17 protein-coding genes are annotated in these 19,315 nt (G+C 65.8%); 7 read left to right on the top strand and 10 right to left on the bottom strand.

All coding sequences use genetic code 11. The features are described from left to right. Window positions 1-35 precede the first annotated feature (35 nt). Window positions 36-1,424: a leucyl aminopeptidase family protein gene (locus G3572_RS11485; protein WP_435530973.1), complete on the top strand. Its 1,389-nt coding sequence runs from the start codon at window positions 36-38 to the stop codon at window positions 1,422-1,424. Continuing rightward, window positions 1,424-2,248 (top strand): C40 family peptidase, encoded by an 825-nt coding sequence (locus G3572_RS11480; RefSeq protein ID WP_164611911.1) that lies wholly within the window; start codon window positions 1,424-1,426, stop codon window positions 2,246-2,248. The genes G3572_RS11485 and G3572_RS11480 overlap by 1 nt, the downstream gene beginning before the upstream one ends. Before the next feature lie 50 nt (window positions 2,249-2,298). Here the strand turns inward: G3572_RS11480 and G3572_RS11475 are convergent, their stop codons facing one another. Both G3572_RS11475 and G3572_RS11470 read right to left on the bottom strand, forming a co-directional pair. Then, window positions 2,299-2,646, bottom strand: a complete 348-nt coding sequence (locus G3572_RS11475) for a DUF2794 domain-containing protein (RefSeq protein WP_164611909.1) — start codon at window positions 2,644-2,646, stop codon at window positions 2,299-2,301. Window positions 2,647-2,889: 243 nt separating this feature from the next. Further along, complete coding sequence (locus G3572_RS11470; RefSeq protein ID WP_164611907.1) at window positions 2,890-3,882, bottom strand: asparaginase; 993 nt, start codon at window positions 3,880-3,882, stop codon at window positions 2,890-2,892. Window positions 3,883-4,056: 174 nt separating this feature from the next. On the opposite strand from G3572_RS11470, the gene G3572_RS11465 reads away from it, so the two are divergent. The 5 genes from G3572_RS11465 (at window position 4,057) to G3572_RS11445 (ending at window position 8,847) form a co-directional block, all read left to right on the top strand. Continuing rightward, window positions 4,057-4,581 (top strand): invasion associated locus B family protein, encoded by a 525-nt coding sequence (locus tag G3572_RS11465; RefSeq protein WP_164611905.1) that lies wholly within the window; start codon window positions 4,057-4,059, stop codon window positions 4,579-4,581. 174 nt (window positions 4,582-4,755) lie between these two features. Beyond that, window positions 4,756-5,946 carry a dual-specificity RNA methyltransferase RlmN gene (gene rlmN, locus G3572_RS11460; RefSeq protein ID WP_164611903.1) on the top strand — a complete coding sequence of 397 codons (1,191 nt, stop codon included), beginning with the start codon at window positions 4,756-4,758 and terminating at the stop codon, window positions 5,944-5,946. A gap of 142 nt (window positions 5,947-6,088) precedes the next feature. Further along, window positions 6,089-7,135 carry a fatty acid desaturase gene (locus G3572_RS11455; protein WP_164611901.1) on the top strand — a complete coding sequence of 349 codons (1,047 nt, stop codon included), beginning with the start codon at window positions 6,089-6,091 and terminating at the stop codon, window positions 7,133-7,135. A 40-nt stretch (window positions 7,136-7,175) separates the two neighbouring features. Then, window positions 7,176-7,604 (top strand): hypothetical protein, encoded by a 429-nt coding sequence (locus G3572_RS11450; RefSeq protein ID WP_240335510.1) that lies wholly within the window; start codon window positions 7,176-7,178, stop codon window positions 7,602-7,604. A 31-nt stretch (window positions 7,605-7,635) separates the two neighbouring features. Then, complete coding sequence (locus G3572_RS11445) at window positions 7,636-8,847, top strand: winged helix-turn-helix domain-containing protein (RefSeq protein WP_164612528.1); 1,212 nt, start codon at window positions 7,636-7,638, stop codon at window positions 8,845-8,847. Here G3572_RS11445 and uvrC read toward each other — a convergent pair. The 8 genes from uvrC to G3572_RS11405 all read right to left on the bottom strand — a co-directional run bounded on the left by uvrC (window position 8,831) and on the right by G3572_RS11405 (window position 19,314). Next, entirely contained in the window at window positions 8,831-10,717 is a 1,887-nt protein-coding gene (gene uvrC / locus G3572_RS11440; RefSeq protein ID WP_354004023.1) for an excinuclease ABC subunit UvrC, read from the bottom strand. The genes G3572_RS11445 and uvrC overlap by 17 nt on opposite strands. A 319-nt stretch (window positions 10,718-11,036) precedes the next feature. Next, entirely contained in the window at window positions 11,037-11,810 is a 774-nt protein-coding gene (locus G3572_RS11435) for an SDR family oxidoreductase (RefSeq protein WP_164611897.1), read from the bottom strand. A 3-nt stretch (window positions 11,811-11,813) separates the two neighbouring features. Then, on the bottom strand, window positions 11,814-11,996 hold the full coding sequence (locus G3572_RS11430) for a hypothetical protein (RefSeq protein ID WP_164611895.1): 183 nt from the start codon (window positions 11,994-11,996) through the stop codon (window positions 11,814-11,816). Beyond that, complete coding sequence (locus G3572_RS11425; RefSeq protein WP_164611893.1) at window positions 11,997-12,791, bottom strand: S49 family peptidase; 795 nt, start codon at window positions 12,789-12,791, stop codon at window positions 11,997-11,999. A 60-nt stretch (window positions 12,792-12,851) separates the two neighbouring features. Further along, the gene (locus G3572_RS11420; protein ID WP_164611891.1) at window positions 12,852-13,061 is read right to left on the bottom strand and encodes a hypothetical protein; all 210 of its coding nucleotides are present in this window, start codon (window positions 13,059-13,061) and stop codon (window positions 12,852-12,854) included. 106 nt (window positions 13,062-13,167) lie between these two features. Continuing rightward, entirely contained in the window at window positions 13,168-13,812 is a 645-nt protein-coding gene (locus G3572_RS11415; protein WP_164611889.1) for a 4'-phosphopantetheinyl transferase family protein, read from the bottom strand. Then, the gene (locus tag G3572_RS11410) at window positions 13,805-18,310 is read right to left on the bottom strand and encodes a MupA/Atu3671 family FMN-dependent luciferase-like monooxygenase (RefSeq protein ID WP_164611887.1); all 4,506 of its coding nucleotides are present in this window, start codon (window positions 18,308-18,310) and stop codon (window positions 13,805-13,807) included. The genes G3572_RS11415 and G3572_RS11410 overlap by 8 nt, the downstream gene beginning before the upstream one ends. Then, complete coding sequence (locus G3572_RS11405) at window positions 18,310-19,314, bottom strand: glycosyltransferase (protein ID WP_164611885.1); 1,005 nt, start codon at window positions 19,312-19,314, stop codon at window positions 18,310-18,312. Before G3572_RS11405 ends, G3572_RS11410 begins: the two co-directional genes overlap by 1 nt. Window position 19,315: the final 1 nt, after the last annotated feature.

Genomic DNA, 19,315 nt, shown 5'->3' with positions numbered 1-19,315 from the left:
GACTAGGCTTTGCCCGTGCCAAAAGGAGCCGTCCGATGCCCCGTCTGCCCGCCTTTGCCCCTGCCGATGCCCCGTCCCTGCCGCTGCATGTGCTGTCGCCCGACGACCTGCCGGACTGGTTGGGCGGACCGGGGGGGGCATGGGCAGCATGGCTGACGGCAAGCGGGTTCGAGGCGGGGTTGGGCGATGTGCGCCTGTTGCCCGGGCCGAAGGGGCTGGCGGGGGCTGTGATTGGAACCGGCACTGCCAAGGAGCGCGCGCGGGGCCGTTTCGGCCTTGCAAAGGCGGTTGCCGCCCTGCGCACAGGCGATTGGCACCTGTCGGGCACGCTGACCGAGGCGGCGGCGAAAGAGGCTGTCCTTGGCTGGTTGCTGGCAAGCTATCGTTTTGACGCTTATCGCGGCACACCTGCCGCCGAACCGCCCCGGCTGAAGTTGCCGGAGGGGCTGGACGGAGAGACCTTGCTGGCGATGGCGGCAGGCGAATATCTGACCCGCGATCTGATCAACACCCCCGCCAATGACATGGGGCCAGAAGCGTTGCAGGAGGCGTTTTTCGCACTGGCCGATGCCTATGGGGCCAGCGCCAGCGCGATCGTGGGCGATGATCTTCTGGCGCAGAACTTTCCGATGATCCACGCGGTGGGCCGCGCCTCGGACCGCGCGCCGCGGCTTCTGGAGATGCGATGGGGCAGCGAGGGGCCGCAACTGACGCTGGTGGGCAAGGGCGTGTGCTTTGACACCGGCGGGCTGGACCTGAAGCCCTCGGCTGGCATGCTGCTGATGAAAAAGGATATGGGCGGCGCGGCCACGGTGATGGGGCTTGCGCTGATGATCATGCGTCTTGCGCTGCCGCTGCGCCTGCGGGTGCTGGTGCCTGCGGTGGAAAACAGCGTCTCGGGGTCGGCCATGCGCCCGCGCGACATCCTGCGCAGCCGCAAGGGCCTGACGGTGGAGGTGAACAACACCGACGCAGAGGGGCGCCTGATTCTGGCCGATGCACTGGCCTATGCCAGCGAGGAACCGGAGGCGACCATCATTTCGATGGCGACGCTGACAGGAGCGGCGCGGGTTGCGGTGGGGCCGGACCTTGCGCCCTTTTTCACCGATGATGCGGAAATGGCGGCGGCGATTGCGGCAGGGGCGGCGACGGGGTTTGATCCGGTCTGGCGCTTGCCGCTGTGGGACGCCTATGAGCCGATGATAGAGCCGGGCATCGCCGATCTGGACAATGCGCCAAGCGGCGGATTTGCCGGTGCGATCACGGCGGCGCTGTTCCTGCGCCGCTTTGTGGACAGCCCGCGTTACGCGCATTTCGACATTTACGGCCATGTTCCCGCTGATCTGCCGGCCCGGCCCAAGGGCGGGGCGGGACAGGGCGCACGGGCGCTGCTCTACGCCCTGCCGCAGATGCTCGATCTGTGATGGACCGCCGCAGCACGCCGTTTTCGGGCCGCTTTGCGCTGCCCTCGCTGCGCGGGCGGGTCGAGGCGACGCTGACCGAGGGCAAGGCGGGCAGTGTCCGCCTGCCGCTTGCCGACCTTCTGGCACATCCGGGCGGCGCACGGGACCGTCAGGTGCTGCTAGGCGATGCGGTGACGGTGATCGACCTGCAAGACGGCCACGCCTTTGTGCAGGCGGCCAAGGATGGCTATTGCGGCTGGCTGGCCGAAGATGCGATCGGCCCGCCGATGCAGCCGACCCATTGGGTAAGCGCGCGTTCGAGCCATCTTTACACCGCGCCCAAGGTGCAGGCGCCCGAGGTGGCGGCGCTGCCTTTCGGCGCGCGGCTGACGGTCCGCGCAAGCCGGGGCAGCTTTGCCGAAACGCCGTTCGGACATGTGCCGATGGCGCATCTGCGCAAACTGGAGGACAGGCCGCGCGATCCGGTGAGCGTGGCAGAGGGATTTCTGGGTGCGCCTTACCTGTGGGGCGGCAATTCGGCGGCGGGGCTGGATTGTTCGGGTCTGGTGCAGGCGGCGATGCTGGCCTGTGGCCTGCCCTGCCCCGGCGACAGCGACCAGCAGCAGGCCCTTGGCCAGCCATTGTCGGACGGGGCCGCGCTGGAGCGGGGGGATCTTTTGTTCTGGAAAGGCCATGTGGCCTGGGTCGCCGACAAGCGCCGGATCTTGCACGCGAATGGCCATACGATGAGCGTGACCTTTGAACCCATCGCTTCTGCCATCGCGCGTATTCTTGCACAGGATGGCGGCCCGGTGATTGCGCGGCGGCGTCTCGTGATGTCCTGACAGGCCTCCATCGCGCCTGATGCGGGGCGGAGGTTAATCGACTACGCAGGCTAATCGACAGGGCGGATCAGCTTGCGTTCCAGCACGCGCAGCACCTGCGCCAGATCGCCGCCGCGCCGCAGGATTTGTCCGTCCATCCCGACCACCGCATAGAGCCCCTGCCGCGTGCGCAGTTTGGGCCGTTTTTCGATCCGGTAGAGCGGGTTTTCGGCGGTCCGGCGGTAGATTTCGAAGACCGCAAGATCCCGCAGGGTCGAGATGCCATAATCGCGCCATTCCCCGAGGGCCACCATGCGCCCGTAAAGCGCAAGGATTGCAGACAATTCGCGCCGATCAAAACAGACCTGCTCGTGCAGGGTTGTGGCGAAGGGCAGGTGGCTCGGGGGTTGAACCGTCATATCCACAGCTTACCGCCCAGCGGGCGTAAATCAAGCCTGCTGGTGTTGCCGCAGTTCCACCATGAAAACACCCCGCCCCCGACGCATCTGCACCCGAATGCCGCCACAGCCCGCAGGCATATCAAGGGTCAGTAGCGAGTGAGGCCCGGGGGACGGATGTTGACTGCCCCCGCCCAGATGTCCGGCTTCCGGGCCGAGCCGATACGACAGAGAGCCCCCATCATTGCGATGGGGGCTTTTTAGTCAGGCAAAGCCCGCTGCCAGACGCAGCTCGCCGGTTTCCAGACCCCGCCAGTTGCGTTGCACCGCCGGAAGCCGCTTTTGCGCCATCGGATGCGCGGCATCCAGCGCGCCAAGCCGCACCAGCAGCGCGACGACCGCCGCTTCGGCAGCGCGGGTGCCGCCATCGGCGATTTTCAGGGCAAGCCCCAGTTTGCGGTCGGGAATCATCGCGACGAACACCGCCTCGGCCCCGGTCTTGATCGCCACGCGCCCGCCCATCGCGCGCATCAGTTCGGTGCAGGCGCGGCCCTCTCCGGCCACCATCTCGGGGTGGGTGGCCATTGCGTTACGCAGCCGCACCATCGCGCGCGCCCGCGCATCGCCACTGTCTTGCGCGGCGGCAAAAGCCTGCATGGCGCGCGCCAGTCCGGCCAGCGATGTGGCAAAGTTGGGGGCCGAGCAGCCATCGATCCCGAAGCCCGCGACCGTCTCGCCGCAGACCTCTTCCGTCGCCTGCCGGATCGCGCGTTGCAGCGGGTGGTCGGGGTCTACATATTCTGGTCCGGCCTTCATGTGCTTTGTCCATGTCACAAAGCCGCAATGCTTGCCCGAGCAGTTGTTGTGCAACTGGCAGGGTGCCTCGTCTGCGCGGATCAGGCGGTTGCGTTCGTCCCTGTCATAGGGTTCGTGCGCGCCGCAGCGCAGGTCGGATTCGCCCAGTCCGAGGCCCGCCAGCCAGCGCCCTGTCGCCTCGACATGCAGCGCCGCGCCCTGATGGCTGGCGCAGGCCAGCGCAAGCTGACGGTCGGTCAGACCCGCCGCATCGGCCGCGCCGCTTTCCAGCAGAGGCAGGGCCTGAATCATCTTGCAGGACGAGCGCGGGAAGATGATCGCATCGGGGTTGCCCCAGGACTCGACAACGCCTCCCTCGCCCCAGATCACCGCATGGCCCGCGTGGCAACTTTCCAGCCTGCCGCCGCGCCAGACCTCTACCAATGGCTGCGCGTGTGTCATCCCGTCCTCCGTCACAGATGCGCGATTTGTTGCCCATGGGGCTTTCGCGGATTGGCCTTTTTGCGTTAAAGGAGGGATATCGGGTTGAACGCCCCCATGCCAGATAAAAGCCGCAAGACAACAACGGCGGCAGACAGGGGGGAGGCAAAGGACAGCTTGGAGGCTGTAACTATTATGACATCCATCTTCGTGCGCACCGCACTTGGCGTTGGCATGGCCTTGGCCGCTGCGCCTGCCTTGGCACAGGAATCCACCAACCGCGTCGCCACCAAGACCGACTGGAGCGTGTTTACCGAGGCAAACCCAAAGGAATGCTGGGGCGTGTCCAGCCCCAAGGAAACCGTGAACAGCCGTGACGGCCAGCCGGTTTCGGTGCGCCGCGGCGATATTCTGCTGTTCGTGACCTTCCGCCCCGGTTCGGGCGCACGCGGCGAGATTTCCTTTACCGGGGGCTATCCCTTTGCCAATGGCTCTACCGTGAAGGTCGAGATCGACGGCCAGTCCTATGACCTGTTCGCCGATGGCGAATGGGCTTGGCCCGCCAGCGCCGAAGCCGATGCCGCCCTGCTGACAGCGATGAAGCGTGGCGCGACCGCCGTGCTGACCGGCGCCTCGGGTCGGGGAACGCAGACCAAGGATACCTTCAGCCTGCGCGGCTTTACCGCCGCGATGCAAGAGGCCGAGGCGCGCTGCAAGTAAGCCTGCGGTCCGCCGCCCTGATGCGCCCCGGAGCTTCCGGGGCGTTTTTCGTTTTCCGGCGATGCGGAGCGGCGAAGCCGCACACGCGAACGTTTTCGCTCGCCCGTCATGACCCGTTCCGTTTTGCGCCGAAATCCCTTATAGCAAAGCCTTGCCTTGCCAATGGAACCACCGATGACCCCGACTGCCCCCATCACTCAGGATGTGCTGACCCTGCCGCGCAAGCTGCCAGAGGGGGGGCCGACCAACATCGTCGGCCTGACGCGCGACCAGTTGCGCGAGGCGCTGATCGCCGCAGGCACGCCGGAAAAGCAGGCCAAAATGCGGCTGGGGCAGGTCTGGCAGTGGGTCTATCACTGGGGGGTGCGCGACTTTGCCCAGATGACCAATCTGGCCAAGGATTACCGTGCCCTGCTGGCCGAACATTTCACGATTGCCCTGCCCGAGGTGGTCAGCAAGCAGGTCTCGAGCGACGGCACCCGCAAGTATCTGGTGCGCATCGCGGGCGGGCATGAGGTAGAGGTGGTCTACATCCCCGAAACCGACCGCGGCACGCTGTGCATCTCGTCGCAGGTCGGCTGCACGCTCACCTGTTCGTTCTGCCACACCGGCACGCAGAAGCTGGTGCGCAACCTGACGGCGGGCGAGATTGTGGGTCAGGTCATGCTGGCGCGCGACGATCTGGGCGAATGGCCGGTGCAGGGCGCGCCCAAGGATGAAACGCGGCTGATCTCCAACATCGTTCTGATGGGCATGGGAGAGCCGCTCTATAACTTCGAGAATGTCCGCGACGCCATGAAGGTGGTGATGGACAACGAAGGCATCGCACTCGGTCGCCGCCGCATCACGCTGTCGACCAGCGGTGTGGTGCCGGAAATCGCCCGCACCGCCACCGAGATCGGCTGCCTGCTTGCGGTGTCGTTCCACGCCACCACCGACGAGGTGCGCGACCAGCTGGTGCCGATCAACAAGCGCTGGAACATCGCAACCCTGCTCGAGGCGCTGCGCGCCTATCCCGGCCTGTCGAACTCCGAGCGGATCACCTTTGAATATGTGATGCTGGACGGGGTGAATGACACCAAGGAAGATGCCTATCGTCTGGTCGAACTGTTGCGCGGGATTCCGGCCAAGGTGAACCTGATCCCGTTCAACGAATGGCCCGGTGCGCCCTACAAGCGATCAAGCGGCAACCGGATTCATACTTTTGCCGACATCATCCACAACGCAGGCTATGCCAGCCCGATCCGCACCCCGCGCGGCGAGGATATCATGGCGGCCTGCGGCCAGCTGAAATCGGCCACCGAGCGCGCGCGCAAATCATCGCGGGAGATTGCCGCCGAGGCAGGTCTTGCGCATGGGCAGTAACGGAAGGGCAAATTGCCGCGTTCCGGGTGCTGTCAAAATTTTTTGTAGCTTATTTGTGTTGCACGACATACCAGTCTGGCACCGCGCCTGCGCGGCCCAGACTGACAGACCTACCCCGCCCAAAGCCGCAAAAGGCCCCTGAATGACGATGATGCAGAACGACCTGGCGAAAGCCCAAGAGGCAAGCGCCAGAAAATGGGTGCCTTTGCTGGCCAAATACCGCGACCCTTCGACCGCGCGCTCCCTGTTCGAGTTGGCTGTGACGCTGGCGGGCTTTCTGGCCTTTTGGGGTGCGGCCTGGGCGGCGCTTTCTGTCAGCCCCTGGCTTGCCGTGGGGCTTGCGGTTCTGAATGGCTTCTGGCTGGTGCGCCTGTTCCTGATCCAGCATGATTGCGGGCATCAGTCCTTCTTTGCCAGCCGCGAGGTGAATGACTGGGTGGGGCGTGCCATCGGTGTTCTGACCCTGACACCCTATACAGTGTGGAAGCGCACCCATTCCATTCACCACGCCCATGCCGGAAATCTGGACCGGCGCGGGATTGGCGATGTGCTGACGCTGACCGTCGAGGAATACCACAAGCGGAGCTGGCTTGGCCGGCTGCTTTACCGCGCCTATCGTCACCCGCTGGTGATGTTCGGGATCGGTCCGGCCTATCTGTTCATGCTGGAATACCGCCTGCCCTTGGGGCTGATGACCGCCGGCTGGCGCTACTGGCTTTCGGCGATGGGCACCAACCTTGTTCTCGCAGCGCTGCTGGCGGGCCTGTACCTGCTGGGGGGCTGGCAGGTTCTGGCCTTTGTCTTTGCGCCGACCGTGGTGGCAGGGGCGACCATCGGGGTCTGGCTGTTCTTCGTGCAGCACCAGTTCGAGGAAACCTATTGGGATCAGGAAGCCGCATGGCAGGTGCATGATGCCGCGCTGCTGGGCAGTTCGCACTACAAGTTGCCGCAGCCCTTGCGCTGGATGACCGCGAATATCGGCATCCATCATGTGCATCACCTTTACAGCCGCATCCCCTTCTATCGCCTGTCGGAAATCCTGCGCGACTATCCCGCGCTGGCCGAGGCGCAGGTGCTGACACTGCGCGAAAGCCTGTCTTGCGCGCGCCTGCACCTGTGGGACGAGGCCGGTCGCCGTCTGGTCAGCTTCCGTGAAGGGCGTCAGGTCTGGGCGGCCCAGGCGGCTTAACACTGCTTTAACCATGGGCTGCCATGCTTGGCCCATGGATATGACAGAGATCACCCTGAAACTGCCCTCGGCGATGCTTGACGCATTGCGCCGCGTTGCCGCCGAGGATGACGTCACCCCCGGCCAGTTGGTCCGTGAGGCGATTGAGCGCGACCTGCGCCGCCGCGCCACAGCGAAGACGCCCGTCAGGGCGGATGAGCGGCTCGTCGCTCCCTTGCGGGCGCTCCTCGCCGGGGATTTCGCCTATGCGCGCACATGGCAAGACCTGCAGGCCCGCCTGTGTGCCAAAGGCTACCGCCTTGCCGAATCCGGGGGCGGCCTTGTGTTGATCTCGCACCCGGATGGCAACCGCATCTGCAAAGGTTCGGAACTGGGCCACAGCTATTCCGCCCTTCTGCGCAAGTTCCGGCAGCCTTTCCCCGGCCATTCCCGCGCGTGGCTGTTGCGTGTTCACGCAAATCCCCATTGACCGCGCCTGCTGTCCGGCCTTTCCTGCCGCCATGCACCTGCCCAACGCCACCGCCCGCCACCTGTTCCTGCATCACCATGCCTTGACCGAGCCGCGCGGCGGCCCAGCCAAGGGGGCCGGGCTTGCCGCGCTGATCGACCGGATCGGCTTTGTGCAGGTTGACAGCATCGCCTCGGTGGAGCGGGCGCATCACATGATCCTGTGGGCGCGCCGGCAAAATTATCGCCCCGCCGCGCTCAAACCCCTGCTGGAGCAGAATCGCGCCCTCTTCGAACATTGGACGCATGATGCCTCTATCCTGCCCGTCGCGCTGTTCCCGCAATGGAAGCACCGCTTTGCCCGCGATGCCCTGCGCCTGCAGACGCATTGGCAGCGCTGGTTCCGTGAAGGCTATACGGCACAGTTCGACAGCATCCTGAACCATATCGCGCAGAATGGCCCCGTCAGCAGCAGCGATGTCGGCAAGGACGAGCCGCGCAGCAAGGGCGGGTGGTGGGATTGGCATCCGTCGAAAACCGCGCTGGAATGGCTGTGGCGGACGGGGCAAATCTCTGTCACGCGCCGCGATGCCTTTCGCAAGGTTTATGACCTGACCGAGAACGTGATTCCCCCTGCGCTTTACAGTGCCGAGACGACGCCCGATCAGCATCTTGACTGGGCCTGCGCCTCGGCGCTCGGCAACCTCGGCTTTGCCGACGAGACAGAGATCGCCCGCTACTGGCATGCCGTCGACAAGCCCGCAGTGCAGGACTGGGTGCGCGCCGAACTGGCGGCGGACCGGCTGTTGCGCATCACGGTGGAGCAGGCCGATGGCACGCGGCGCAGCGCCCTTGCCCGCCCCGATCTGGCGGGCCGTGTCGCTGCCCTGCCCGATGCCCCCACCAGCCTGCGCATCCTGTCGCCGTTTGATCCTGCGCTGCGTGACCGCGCGCGCATCGAGCGGTTGTTCGGCTTTCATTACCGGATCGAGGTTTTCGTGCCCGAGCCCAAGCGCCAGTATGGCTATTACGTCTTTCCCGTGCTGGAAGGCACGCGGCTGATCGGGCGGCTGGATGCCCGCGCCGACCGCGCCGCCGCCACCCTGCGCATCCGCGCCTTCTGGCCCGAGCCGGGTATCAGCCTGACCAAGGCGCGGCTTGCGAAACTGGAAAGGGAACTGGCCCGTCTGGCCGACTTCAGCGCCTGCGCGATTTGCGACTACACCGCCGACTGGCAGCGCAGCCCCCTTAGCCCCGCGCGTTGAAATAGTCGTAGATCACCTGCGCCATCGCCTCGGATATGCCGTCGACCGCCGTCAGATCGGCCAGCCCCGCACGCGAGACGGCCTTGGCGCTGCCGAAATGCGCCAGAAGCGCCCGTTTGCGGGTCGCCCCCACCCCCGGAATATCATCGAGCGGGGTCGCCCCCACCGCCTTGGCGCGCTTGGCGACATGCGCGCCATTGGCCCAACGGTGCGCCTCGTCGCGCAGGCGCTGCACGAAATAGAGCACCGGATCGTTGCGCTGCAGTGCAAAGGGACGCTGGCCCGGACGGTGGAATTCTTCCTTGCCGGCGTCGCGGTCTATCCCCTTGGCGACCCCGATGAAGGGCACATCATCCACCCCCAGTTCCGCCATGATCTCGCTGACCGCCGAGACCTGCCCCGCGCCGCCGTCGATCAGCAGAAGATCTGGCCACATGCCCGAGTTCCGGTCGGGGTCTTCCTTGAGCAGCCGTTCGAAACGGCGGGTCAGCACCTCTTTCATCATGCCGAAGTCGTCCGAATTGGCTCCTGCAGCCGACTTGATGTTGAACTTGCGGTATTGCGATCTGAGGAAACCCTCTGGCCCCGCCACCACCATGCCGCCCACCGGGTCCGCGCCCTGGATATGCGCGTTGTCGTAAATCTCGATCCGCTGCGGCGGTGTCTCCAGATCGAAGGCCTCGGCCAGCCCGGCCAGCAGTTTGTTCTGCGTCGCGCCCTCGGCCATCTTGCGCGCCAGACTTTCGCGGGCGTTGCGGGTGGCGTTTTCGACCAGTTCCGCCTTTTCGCCGCGCAGGGGCACCGCAAGCTCTACCTTGCGCCCTGCCCGGTCTGACAGGGCCTGCACCACCAGATCTTCATCCTCGACCGGATGCGACAGCAGGATCAGCTTTGGCGGCTCCTTGTCATCATAGAACTGGGTCAAAAAGGCGGTCAGGATCTCCGCCTCCTCTGCCCCTGCCCCGGTGCGCGGGTAGAAGTCGCGGTTGCCCCAAGACTGGTTGGCGCGGATGAAGAACACCTGCACGCAGGCCTGCCCGCCCTCCAGATGCAGCGCCACGATATCCGCCTCGGCCACCCCGCGCGGGTTGATGCCCTGGGTCTGCTGCACCTGCGTCAGCGCGCGGATACGGTCTCGCAGGGCCGCCGCGCGTTCGAACTCCATCTCTTCCGAGGCCTTTGCCATCTCGGCGGCCAGATTGGCCTGCACCGTGGTGGTCTTGCCCTGCAGGAACCGCTCGGCATCGGCGACGAGCTGGCCATAGCCTTCGGGGCTGACCTTGCCCACACAAGGCGCGGCGCAGCGCTTTATCTGGTATTGCAGGCAAGGGCGCGTGCGCGATTCAAACATCGCATCGGTGCAGTTGCGCAGCAGGAACACCTTTTGCAACTGGTTCAGCGTGCGGTTCACCGCCCCCGCACTGGCGAAGGGGCCGAAATAGGCACCTTTTTCCGTCTTTTTCCCGCGATGCTTTTTGATCTGCGGATAGGCATGGGTTTTCGAGATCAGGATATTGGGGAAACTTTTGTCATCCCGCATCAAGACGTTGTAGCGCGGCTTCAACTGCTTGATCAGGTTCTGCTCGAGCAGAAGCGCCTCGACCTCGGTGCGGGTGGTGAGGAACATCATGCTTGCGGTTTCGAAGATCATCCGCGCGATGCGGGCCGAATGGCCGGTTCCGCGCGCGTAATTCGACACCCGCGCCTTGAGGTTGCGCGCCTTGCCCACATAGAGCACTTCGCCCTTGCTGTTGAGCATGCGATAGACCCCCGGCGAGGCGTCGAGCGTCTTGAGATAGCCCTGTATCACCGCCTGCCCGGTGGCAACGGCGCTTTGGCCCGCATCGGTCGGGGGGATCAGTTCGGTCACGCCGCCATCCTCTGAAACATCTGCATCCGAGTCATCGATTCTGCCCTATCGCTGCAATGATATCGCGCCTTGGGCAAGGGGGAAGAAGTCCACCGTTTCTGTGGATAAACCTGCGGAAAAACTTTGGCCGAGGCCGGATTTCCCTTGTTTTCCACCCATTTCGTTAACATGCACATTTTTTAGGCAGAAATGTAACCAACTGAAATACATGTATAAATTTTATTGCCTAGCGTAATTTCATTCAAAATCAGGGGGTTGTGTAACGGATGTGTGAATGGGCGCTCAAAAGTGGACAACTTTCGCCGCCTTTCGCGCCGCCTCACTCGACGCCAAGGACATCCGGCGTCTTCCAGCCCAGATGCTGCCCGCCATCGACCGCGATCATCTGCCCTGTGACCGCAGGCGAGTCGAGAAAGAAGCCCAGCGCCGCCGCGATATCTGACGGGTGCGCGCCGCGCCCCAGCACGGTGGCGGCGCGTTGCCGGGCGAAGTGATCTGCCGACTGCCGCCCCCCCTGCAAGGTCGGCCCCGGCCCGATCCCGTTCACCCGCACATGCGGCGCCAGCCCTTGCGCCGCCGTCTGCGTCAGCGCCCAGAGACCCATCTTGGCAATGGTATAGCTGGCAAATTCGGGCGTCAGCTTATGCACCCGCTGGTCGATCATGTTGACGACCAGCCCCTGCGCCAGAGGCTCGCCATTCTCGTCCGGCAGCGCCTTCGGGCATTGCGCGGCAAAGGCTTGCGTCAGCACAAAGGGCGCGCGCAGGTTGCTTTCCATCGCGCGGTCCCAGCTCGACCGCGTGCCGGTCTGCACCGTGTCATATTCAAAGATCGAGGCGTTGTTGACCAGCACGGTCAGCGGCCCCAGCGCCGCCGCCGCACGCGGGACCAGCGTTTCCACCTCGGCCTCGTTCAGCAGATCGGCGTGCAGCGCCACCGCTCGGCGGCCCATCGCCCCAATCTCGGCGACCACGGCGGCGGCCTCGGCTTCCGAGGCGGCGTAGTGAACGGCCACATCATGACCGCGCCCCGCCAGATACAGCGCCATCGCACGGCCAAGCCGTTTGCCCGCGCCGGTTACCAATGCCACCATCACTCAGCCCCTTTTTCCGCAGTCACAGCTTTTGCCGATGACATAGCGCCCGCAGGCGCGACACACAGGCCCCCGCCCCAAGGCTTTGCGTTTCATGCGGTCGAGCGCGGTGGGGAACACCACCTTTCCGATCATACCCACCAGCACCATGGCGAGCAGGAAGATGAGGATGATCTTGACCAGCATCTAGAGCCCGTAGCGCGCCCAGAGGGCACGTTCCTCGACGCTCGAGACGAAGGTATCGGTCATCGTCATCCCGAAACGCTGCAACAGGCTGCGCCGCTGGCCATAGGGGACAAACCGCACCTTGTCGCCGTAAAGTTCCTTCATCTTCGGCACCAGATGCCCGATTCCGTCGGTCAGCCCGTTTTCAACGCTGGCCTGACCCACCCAGATATCGGCGTTGAACAGGTCGGCATCGGGTTTGAGCCGAGCGCCGCGCCGTGCCTTGACCTGTGCGATGAAATTCTCGTGCAGCGGGGCAAGCATGGCATGGATGCGCGCCACATCTTCGGGACGTTCTGGCTTGAACGGATCGGCAAAGGATTTTGACCGCCCTGCGGTATGCACCCGCCGCTCGACCCCGTTCTTTGCCAAGAGTTCGTGCAGGCCGAAGCTGGCATAGATCACCCCGATGGACCCGACCAGCGAGGAGGGGTCAACCCAGATCCGATCGGCGGCCGTGGCCAGCCAATAGCCGCCGGAGGCCGCCACATCCTCGACAAAGCAATGCACCGGAACCCGCTTTTCGTCGGCCAGCCGCCGAATCCGCGCCGCGATCAGCGAGGACTGCACGGCCGAGCCTCCGGGCGAGTTGATGACCAATGCCACGGCGGCGGGTTTGCCACGGGAAAAGGCCCGCTCCAGCAAAGGGGCCAGCGCCTGATCCGACAGGCTGCGCCCGCCGGCGCCGATCGCGCCTTGCAAACGGATCACCGGCACGATGGGCGGTTTGGGAAGGAACGGGATGAGATGTTTCATGGCCCAGAGGTAAGTCGGACCCCGGCCCCGAACAAGGGCAAAGCGGCGTTTCGCCCTGCTTTAACCGTGACGCGCCCGCGTATAGGTTTGCGGCTTGTCGCGCGCCAGTTTGATATAGGCGAACACCCCCGTCAGAAAGCCGATGCCGGCAAGAAGGCTGGCCACGAGAATCTGGTTCTGGTCCCGAATATCCGCCGACAGGGCCAGATAGCCAAAAGCCCAGAAACCTGACCAGCTTATCACGCATACCAAGGCGACAAGTTTGTTCATTGCATCCTCCGGCCCAGCACGCGATCTCCTCAAGGCGGGTGGGCTGCGGCAAGAGTAGCGCTTTTCTCGGCCATGTCGCGACAATTCGTCGCTGCACTGCGGCACATTAGCCGTGCGGCGGGATGTGGGCGGCGGCCAGCAGATGGCCCGCGACGCGCAGCACCGACCCGGCAATCCGGTCGCCGCCGCAAAAGGGCGGCACGTCGCGGGTGAAGGTCGCCGCGAAATGATTGCCCGCAAAGGTAACGTGCAGGGTGTCAAAGCCGAAAAGCTGGCGGCTTTGCGCATATTGCGCCTTATAGGCCGCCTCTTTGGCGCAGAAGATTGCCTTTGCCTGCGCGCCGGTCATGCCGTCCCGCTCATCGGGGCGCAGGACCACATCCCACAGGGCCATGTCGAGCGGCGTATCCGCTTCCAGATCGATTCCGATGCCCCGGCAGAGGGTAGAGGGCAGCGCAACCGCGAGACAGTGGCTGTCTGTATGGGTGATGGAGCCTGTAACAGCCGGAGGCCATTGCGGCGCGCGGTCGGCACCCATCGGAATAGCCTGCGCCGCCACCTCGCCGATCGCTGCCATTGCCCTGCGGGCCGCCGCGCGCCCCGCAGCAAACTCGCGCAGGCGTGCCGGCACGGCGCCCGCAATGGCTTCGCCCGCCAGCAGCGGATGGTCCGCGCGCGGATCGGCGCGGCCAAGGCCCGCACCGGCGGGGACGATGCCCCGCAGCGCCGCCAGCAGGGCGGCGTCAGGCATCCACGCCCGCCCGCCCTGCCCGCATGGCCCGTCTGCGCGCCATCGCCTCGGCGCGGGCATCGGCCTGCGCTGCCAATCCGGCAGGCTTGACCGCCGGTGCGGCGGCGGGCCGGGGGCCATCGTCAAGATGGGCAGCGAGAGCTTGCAGCGTGGGAAAGCGGAAAATATCGGTGATCGAGAGTTTCGCCGCCCCCAACGCCTCGCGGATTTCGCGGTGGGCCTGCACGGCAAGCAAAGAATGCCCGCCCAGCGCAAAGAAGTTGTCCTTTGCGCCCACCTTCGGCACCCCCAGCACCCGCGCCCAGACGGCGGCGATCTGCGCTTCCACATCCGATGCGGGCGCCACGAAGCTGACCGGCTCCGCCCCACGCGCTTGCGGTACGGGCAGCGCCTTGCGGTCGAGCTTGCGGTTGGGGGTCAGCGGAAAGGCGTCAAGAGTCACGATATGCGCAGGCACCATATGTTCAGGCAAGACAGCGGCCAGTTCCGCACGCAATCCCGCCTCATGGGCGGTGCCGGTGACATAGCCCACCAGCCGCAGATCGCCGGGCGTGTCCTCGCGCGCCATCACGACGGCCTGCCGCACGCCGGGCTGCGCCTCCAGCACCGCCTCGATCTCGCCCAGTTCGATCCGGTAGCCGCGCAGCTTGACCTGATGGTCGGCGCGGCCCAGAAAGTCGATCTTTCCATCGGCCCTGCGCCGCACCAGATCGCCGGTGCGATACATGCGCGCGCCCCAAGGGCAGGCACGATCTGGCGTGACGAAAGGATCGGGCAGGAAACGTTCGGCGGTCAGATCATCGCGCCGCCAATAGCCGCGCGTCACCCCGTCGCCGCCGATCCACAATTCGCCCGGCGTGCCGACCGGCACAGGATCTTGTGTCTCGTCCAGCACATACATCTGCTGGTTGGGCAAAGGTGTGCCGATATTGACCACCGCTTCCCCTGCGCCAACCTCTTCGACCGAAGACCAGATCGTGGTTTCGGTCGGGCCATACATGTTGAGCAGGCGCGCCGAAGTCGCCGCCCGCAGGTCTTGCACCAAGGCCCCCGGCAGCGCCTCGCCGCCCACCATCACGGTTTTCACCCCGGCAAGGGCCGCCCGCGAGTCTTCGTTCAGGGCGATCATCCGGGCCATGCTGGGGGTGCATTGCAGGTGGGTGACCTTGTGCCGGATCAGTTGCGCCGCGATCGAGAAGTCATCCGCCTCGACCCCGCCGCCTGCATTGGCGCGGCGCACCACTTCGGCGAGGGGATAGAGCCCCTCCATCACCTGTTCGGGCGCGATGCCATAGTCGATGAGGCAGGCCACTTCACCCACGCCGATGCGTTTGAGTTGTTCGACCCGCGCCAGCGCGTCTTCCACCGTGCCGAACAGGCCCGAATCCTCGAAATAGCGCTGGAAGGCGAAATCGAGGATCGCGTCATTCTCTTCGGCGCTCAGGCTGCGCAGGTCGATGTCCATCGGGTTGGTGACACCCTGCGGCTTCTTGAAGGCGGGGAAGGCCCAGGCATATTGCTTGACCAGACCGACCGCCGCGGCCAGATAGGCCTTCATCGGCGCTTCGGCCACGCGACGCACCTGTTCGCGGTCACGCCCGACATAAGTGTGCAACATCAAGGTGATGATGCCCGCCTGCGGGTCGTGGCCCGCCTTGGCGCGGGCCTCGCGGTAGAGCTTGATCTTGGCCGCCACCTCATCGACCGACTGGCCCAGAAGGTGGGTCAGCACATTGGCCCCCATCTCTCCGGCCTCGCGCCATGTTTCCGGATTTCCGGCGGTCGTCACCCAGATCGGCAGTTCCGCCGACACGGGGCGCGGCTGGCTGACCACGGTGAACATGCCGCCATCGGCCTTGGGGAAATCCACCCCTTCGCCGCGCCACAGCCTGCGCACCTGATCGGCCGCCTCATACATCGCGGCCTTGTTGCGGGGCGGCGTGTTTTCAGGTTTTAGAACGAAATCATCGGGTTGCCAGCCGCTTGCGATGGCAATCCCCGCGCGCCCGCCGGTCAGATTGTCGATCACCGCCCATTCCTCGGCGATGCGGGCGGGGTGGTGCAGCGGCACCACGCAAGACCCCGCGCGCACCCCGATGTTCTTGGTGACCGCGGCCACGGCGGCACCTGTCACCGAAGGGTTGGGATAGGGGCCGCCAAAGGCGTGGAAATGCCGCTCCGGCGTCCAGACGGCGACGAAGCCGTGGGTGTCGGCGAACTTGGCGCCTTCGAGCAAAAGCTCGTATTTCTTGGGGCCGACGCCATCGTCATTTCCCCAGTAATAGATTGAAAAGTCCATCTTTTCTGACGAAACGATGCGCCCGGACGAAACCAGCGCCCGGTTCTCGTCGGACGAGATCACCACCTTGAATCCGCGCGCCAAGGTCCAGAACAGTTCCAGCACGGAAATGTCGAAGGAAAGCGAGGTGACGGCCAGCCAGACGCCGGGTTCGGGGCCGATGCGCTGGTCCATGCCCGTGAAGAAATTGGCCACGTTGCGATGTTCGACCATCACTCCCTTGGGCCGTCCGGTGGAGCCGGATGTATAGATCATATAGGCCAGATCGGCGGGCCCCACACCAGATATGGGGTTGGTCTGGTCGGCCACGGGGATGCGCCCATCGGTATCAAGGCAGAGCGCCGCCACAGAAGACGGCAGGCCACGCGCCAGATCGGAGGTGGTGACGATCACCGGACAGGCGCTGTCTTCGATGAAAAGTGCCGTGCGATCAGAGGGATAGGCCGGGTCCATCGGCACATAGGCCCCACCCGCTTTTTGAATTGCCAAGGCGCCCACCAGCATGTCGAGACTGCGGCGGATGTGCAGGCCGACCAGAACCCCCGGCCCGACGCCCAGCCCGCGCAGCACATGCGCCACGCGGTTGGCGCGGGCGTTGAGCGCGGCATAGGTCAGCGTCACCGCCTCGAAACTCACCGCCGGAGCGTCGGGGGTGCGGTCGACCTGCGCCTCGAACGCCTGATGCACGCAGTATGCAGCGCGTGCGGCGAGCGTCTGGTTCACGTCATGCAGGACAGCATGACGTTCCTGCGGTGTCATGCGGGGCAGATCGGCAAACCTTTCGACCCGATCCGCCGCCTGAACGACGAAGGCGAGACGGTCGGCCAGCGCCCGCGCCTCGGCCTCGGACAGGCGGGAGAGATCGGCGAGCAGCGCCCCATCGGTCAGGGTGACCACCGTTCCTGCAACCGGCGCGCCGTGGCGCGAGACGCCCACCTGCGGCACCGCCAGATCGGCCAGCGCCACGTCACGCGTCATCAGGTCAAGCGCGAAGCCGGGGGCGGTGTCTGCCGAAAGCGCCGCCCGCGCCTCGGCCAGCGTGCCGCCGGTCGGCACCCGCACCGGCACCCAGTCGCTGACATAGCCGGGCAGGCCCGGCGACGTGGAAAGTGCCACATCGGGGCTGTCCTGCCCCGAGACATGGGCGAGGGCCACGGCCAGCGTTGCCGCATCGCCCGCAAGGTCGATCCGCAGCCAGCCCTGCCCGCCCCCCGTGCCTGCCACCACCAGAGGCGACAGCGCGGCAAGCCGCTTGCGGATCGCCGGTTCGGCGGGGGCCAGCGCGGCAAGCGCGGCGGTCAGCGCCTGCGCGTCGGTCAGGGGCGCGAGATCCTGCACCGTTTCGGGGCTGACGGGCAGGCCCCGGCTTTGGCAGGTCAGACGGTGCAGACGCACCGCGCCCGATCCGCAGGCCACCACCACGCCTTCGGGCGAGGCGGACAGCACCGTGCCGGGCAAGCCCGACCCCGCGACCACATCGGCGGCGCCGACGTTCAGCACGCCGAAAGAGCCTGCGATCTTGGCCGTGGTCAGCGGGTTCCAGTATCGGCCATGATCCAGCGCGCGCACCTGACGCGCCACCGCTTCGGCAGGGGCGGTGAAATCGAGCCGCCCGAAGGCTGCGGGGCGATCCGCGCGCGCGAACACCTGCCGCCGGGTGAAATCCTGCGGCTGCGGGCGCAGGCCGCTTTCCATCTGCGCCATCAGCGCCGAGAAACTTTCAAGCCCCGTCTCGAAACAGCAGGTGTTGAGCGAGAGCGCGGTTTCTGCCGGGGCGATGTCGAACAGGCGCTGTTCCAGAATGTCGCCTTCGTCGACGCCATCGGTCATCAGGTGCCATGTGATGCCGTGCTGCGCCTCGCCCGCCAGCAAGGCCCAGACGGGGGCGTTCAGGCCCGCATAGCGCGGCAGCGGCCCGTCATGGAAGTTGATCGCCCCCCGCGTGGCCAGCGCCCGCACGGATGCAGGCACCAGCGACAGGTTGGCGACCGACAGGAGCCAGTCGCAGGACGCGCCCGCCAGACGCGCGGCAAGCCCTGCGCCCGGCGCCTCGACGCGCAGGCCCGCGCCTTGCGCCCAAGTGCGCACCGCCGCGTCGCGTGTGACCACCGCCACCAGACGATGCCCGCGCGCCAGCCATGCCGCGCCGCAGGCCTGCGTCAGGCTTTCGTTGCCGATCAGAATCGCACTTTGACTCATCACACTCTCCTCGCCGCCGCTGCGGCCTCTCCCTGCGCCACGGGCCGGAACCCGGACAGCGCCCATGCCGCCGCATGGGCCGACATATCGCCAAGGTAATGCGCGGGATCGATGAAATCCTTGCGCTGAATCAACGCACGCGCGCGCCAGATCAGGCCGCCCGCCACATGCGCCGCCGTCGCGGCCAGCGCATAGGCGCGGCCATGCGATTTGGCGTAGTAATAGAGGCGCGAGTCGAGCCAGAAGCGGGGAATCCGCTGCCAGCCCTTCATTCCGGTGGAGGCAGAGCCGATATGCGCGACGCGGCTTTCGACCACGTAATCGGTGGGCCAGCCCGCCCGCGCCGCGCGCAGGCAAAGCTCGGTTTCCTCGAAATAGAGAAAGAAGGTTTCATCGAAGAGGCCGATCCGGTCGAGCACGCTGCGGCGCATCATCAGGCTGGCCCCCGCCAGCCAGTCGACCCGGCCCGTAACCTGCGGCAAGGGCGGGGCGACGATGGCGCGGCGCAGCAGGCGCGAGATCGGGCCGAACCGCGCGGCCTGTTCAAATTCCCCCGCGATGGAAGGAAAGCGGAAGGCGGTGTGGTGCGGCGTGCCATCCTCGCCGTGGATGTGGCTGCCGGCAAAGCCTGTGTCGGGGTGGTTTTCCAGATGGGCAAGCAGGGCGGCAATGGCATCCGGCGCGGGAAAGGCGTCGGAGTTCAGCAGATAGACGTAATCGGGCGGCGTGCCATCCGGCAGACCGGCGCGGATGCCGAAGTTGTTGCCCGCGCCAAAGCCGCCGTTGCGCCCCGATTGCAGCACCCGCACGCGGTGGGGGCCATGATCCCAGCCGCGCGCCGCGACTTCGGCGGCCATCACCTCGAAACTGCCATCGCCGGAGTCGTTGTCGACGATCACCAGCGCGCCCTCGATGCCGTGCATCGCGATCAGCGCGGCCTCGGCGGCGCGCAGGGTCATCTGCGCCGTCCGCCAGTTCAGGATGACCGTCAACACGCGGGCCATG

The organism is Pseudotabrizicola algicola (genome assembly GCF_010915705.1).
Taxonomy (GTDB): domain Bacteria; phylum Pseudomonadota; class Alphaproteobacteria; order Rhodobacterales; family Rhodobacteraceae; genus Pseudotabrizicola; species Pseudotabrizicola algicola.
Note: the sequence above shows the minus strand (reverse complement) of the source record. Positions and strands in the feature narration are given on the sequence as shown.

Coding starts and splice junctions, on each gene's coding strand:
- G3572_RS11470 (WP_164611907.1), bottom strand. CDS start 3,882: ATGACACACGCGCAGCCATTGGTAGAGGTCTGGCGCGGCGGCAGGCTG.
- G3572_RS11475 (WP_164611909.1), bottom strand. CDS start 2,646: ATGACGGTTCAACCCCCGAGCCACCTGCCCTTCGCCACAACCCTGCAC.
- G3572_RS11420 (WP_164611891.1), bottom strand. CDS start 13,061: ATGAACAAACTTGTCGCCTTGGTATGCGTGATAAGCTGGTCAGGTTTC.
- G3572_RS11405 (WP_164611885.1), bottom strand. CDS start 19,314: ATGGCCCGCGTGTTGACGGTCATCCTGAACTGGCGGACGGCGCAGATG.
- G3572_RS11455 (WP_164611901.1), top strand. CDS start 6,089: ATGACGATGATGCAGAACGACCTGGCGAAAGCCCAAGAGGCAAGCGCC.
- G3572_RS11415 (WP_164611889.1), bottom strand. CDS start 13,812: ATGCCTGACGCCGCCCTGCTGGCGGCGCTGCGGGGCATCGTCCCCGCC.
- G3572_RS11465 (WP_164611905.1), top strand. CDS start 4,057: ATGACATCCATCTTCGTGCGCACCGCACTTGGCGTTGGCATGGCCTTG.
- G3572_RS11450 (WP_240335510.1), top strand. CDS start 7,176: ATGACAGAGATCACCCTGAAACTGCCCTCGGCGATGCTTGACGCATTG.
- G3572_RS11425 (WP_164611893.1), bottom strand. CDS start 12,791: ATGAAACATCTCATCCCGTTCCTTCCCAAACCGCCCATCGTGCCGGTG.
- G3572_RS11430 (WP_164611895.1), bottom strand. CDS start 11,996: ATGCTGGTCAAGATCATCCTCATCTTCCTGCTCGCCATGGTGCTGGTG.
- rlmN (WP_164611903.1), top strand. CDS start 4,756: ATGACCCCGACTGCCCCCATCACTCAGGATGTGCTGACCCTGCCGCGC.
- G3572_RS11410 (WP_164611887.1), bottom strand. CDS start 18,310: ATGAGTCAAAGTGCGATTCTGATCGGCAACGAAAGCCTGACGCAGGCC.
- G3572_RS11480 (WP_164611911.1), top strand. CDS start 1,424: ATGGACCGCCGCAGCACGCCGTTTTCGGGCCGCTTTGCGCTGCCCTCG.
- G3572_RS11435 (WP_164611897.1), bottom strand. CDS start 11,810: ATGGTGGCATTGGTAACCGGCGCGGGCAAACGGCTTGGCCGTGCGATG.
- G3572_RS11445 (WP_164612528.1), top strand. CDS start 7,636: ATGCACCTGCCCAACGCCACCGCCCGCCACCTGTTCCTGCATCACCAT.
- G3572_RS11485 (WP_435530973.1), top strand. CDS start 36: ATGCCCCGTCTGCCCGCCTTTGCCCCTGCCGATGCCCCGTCCCTGCCG.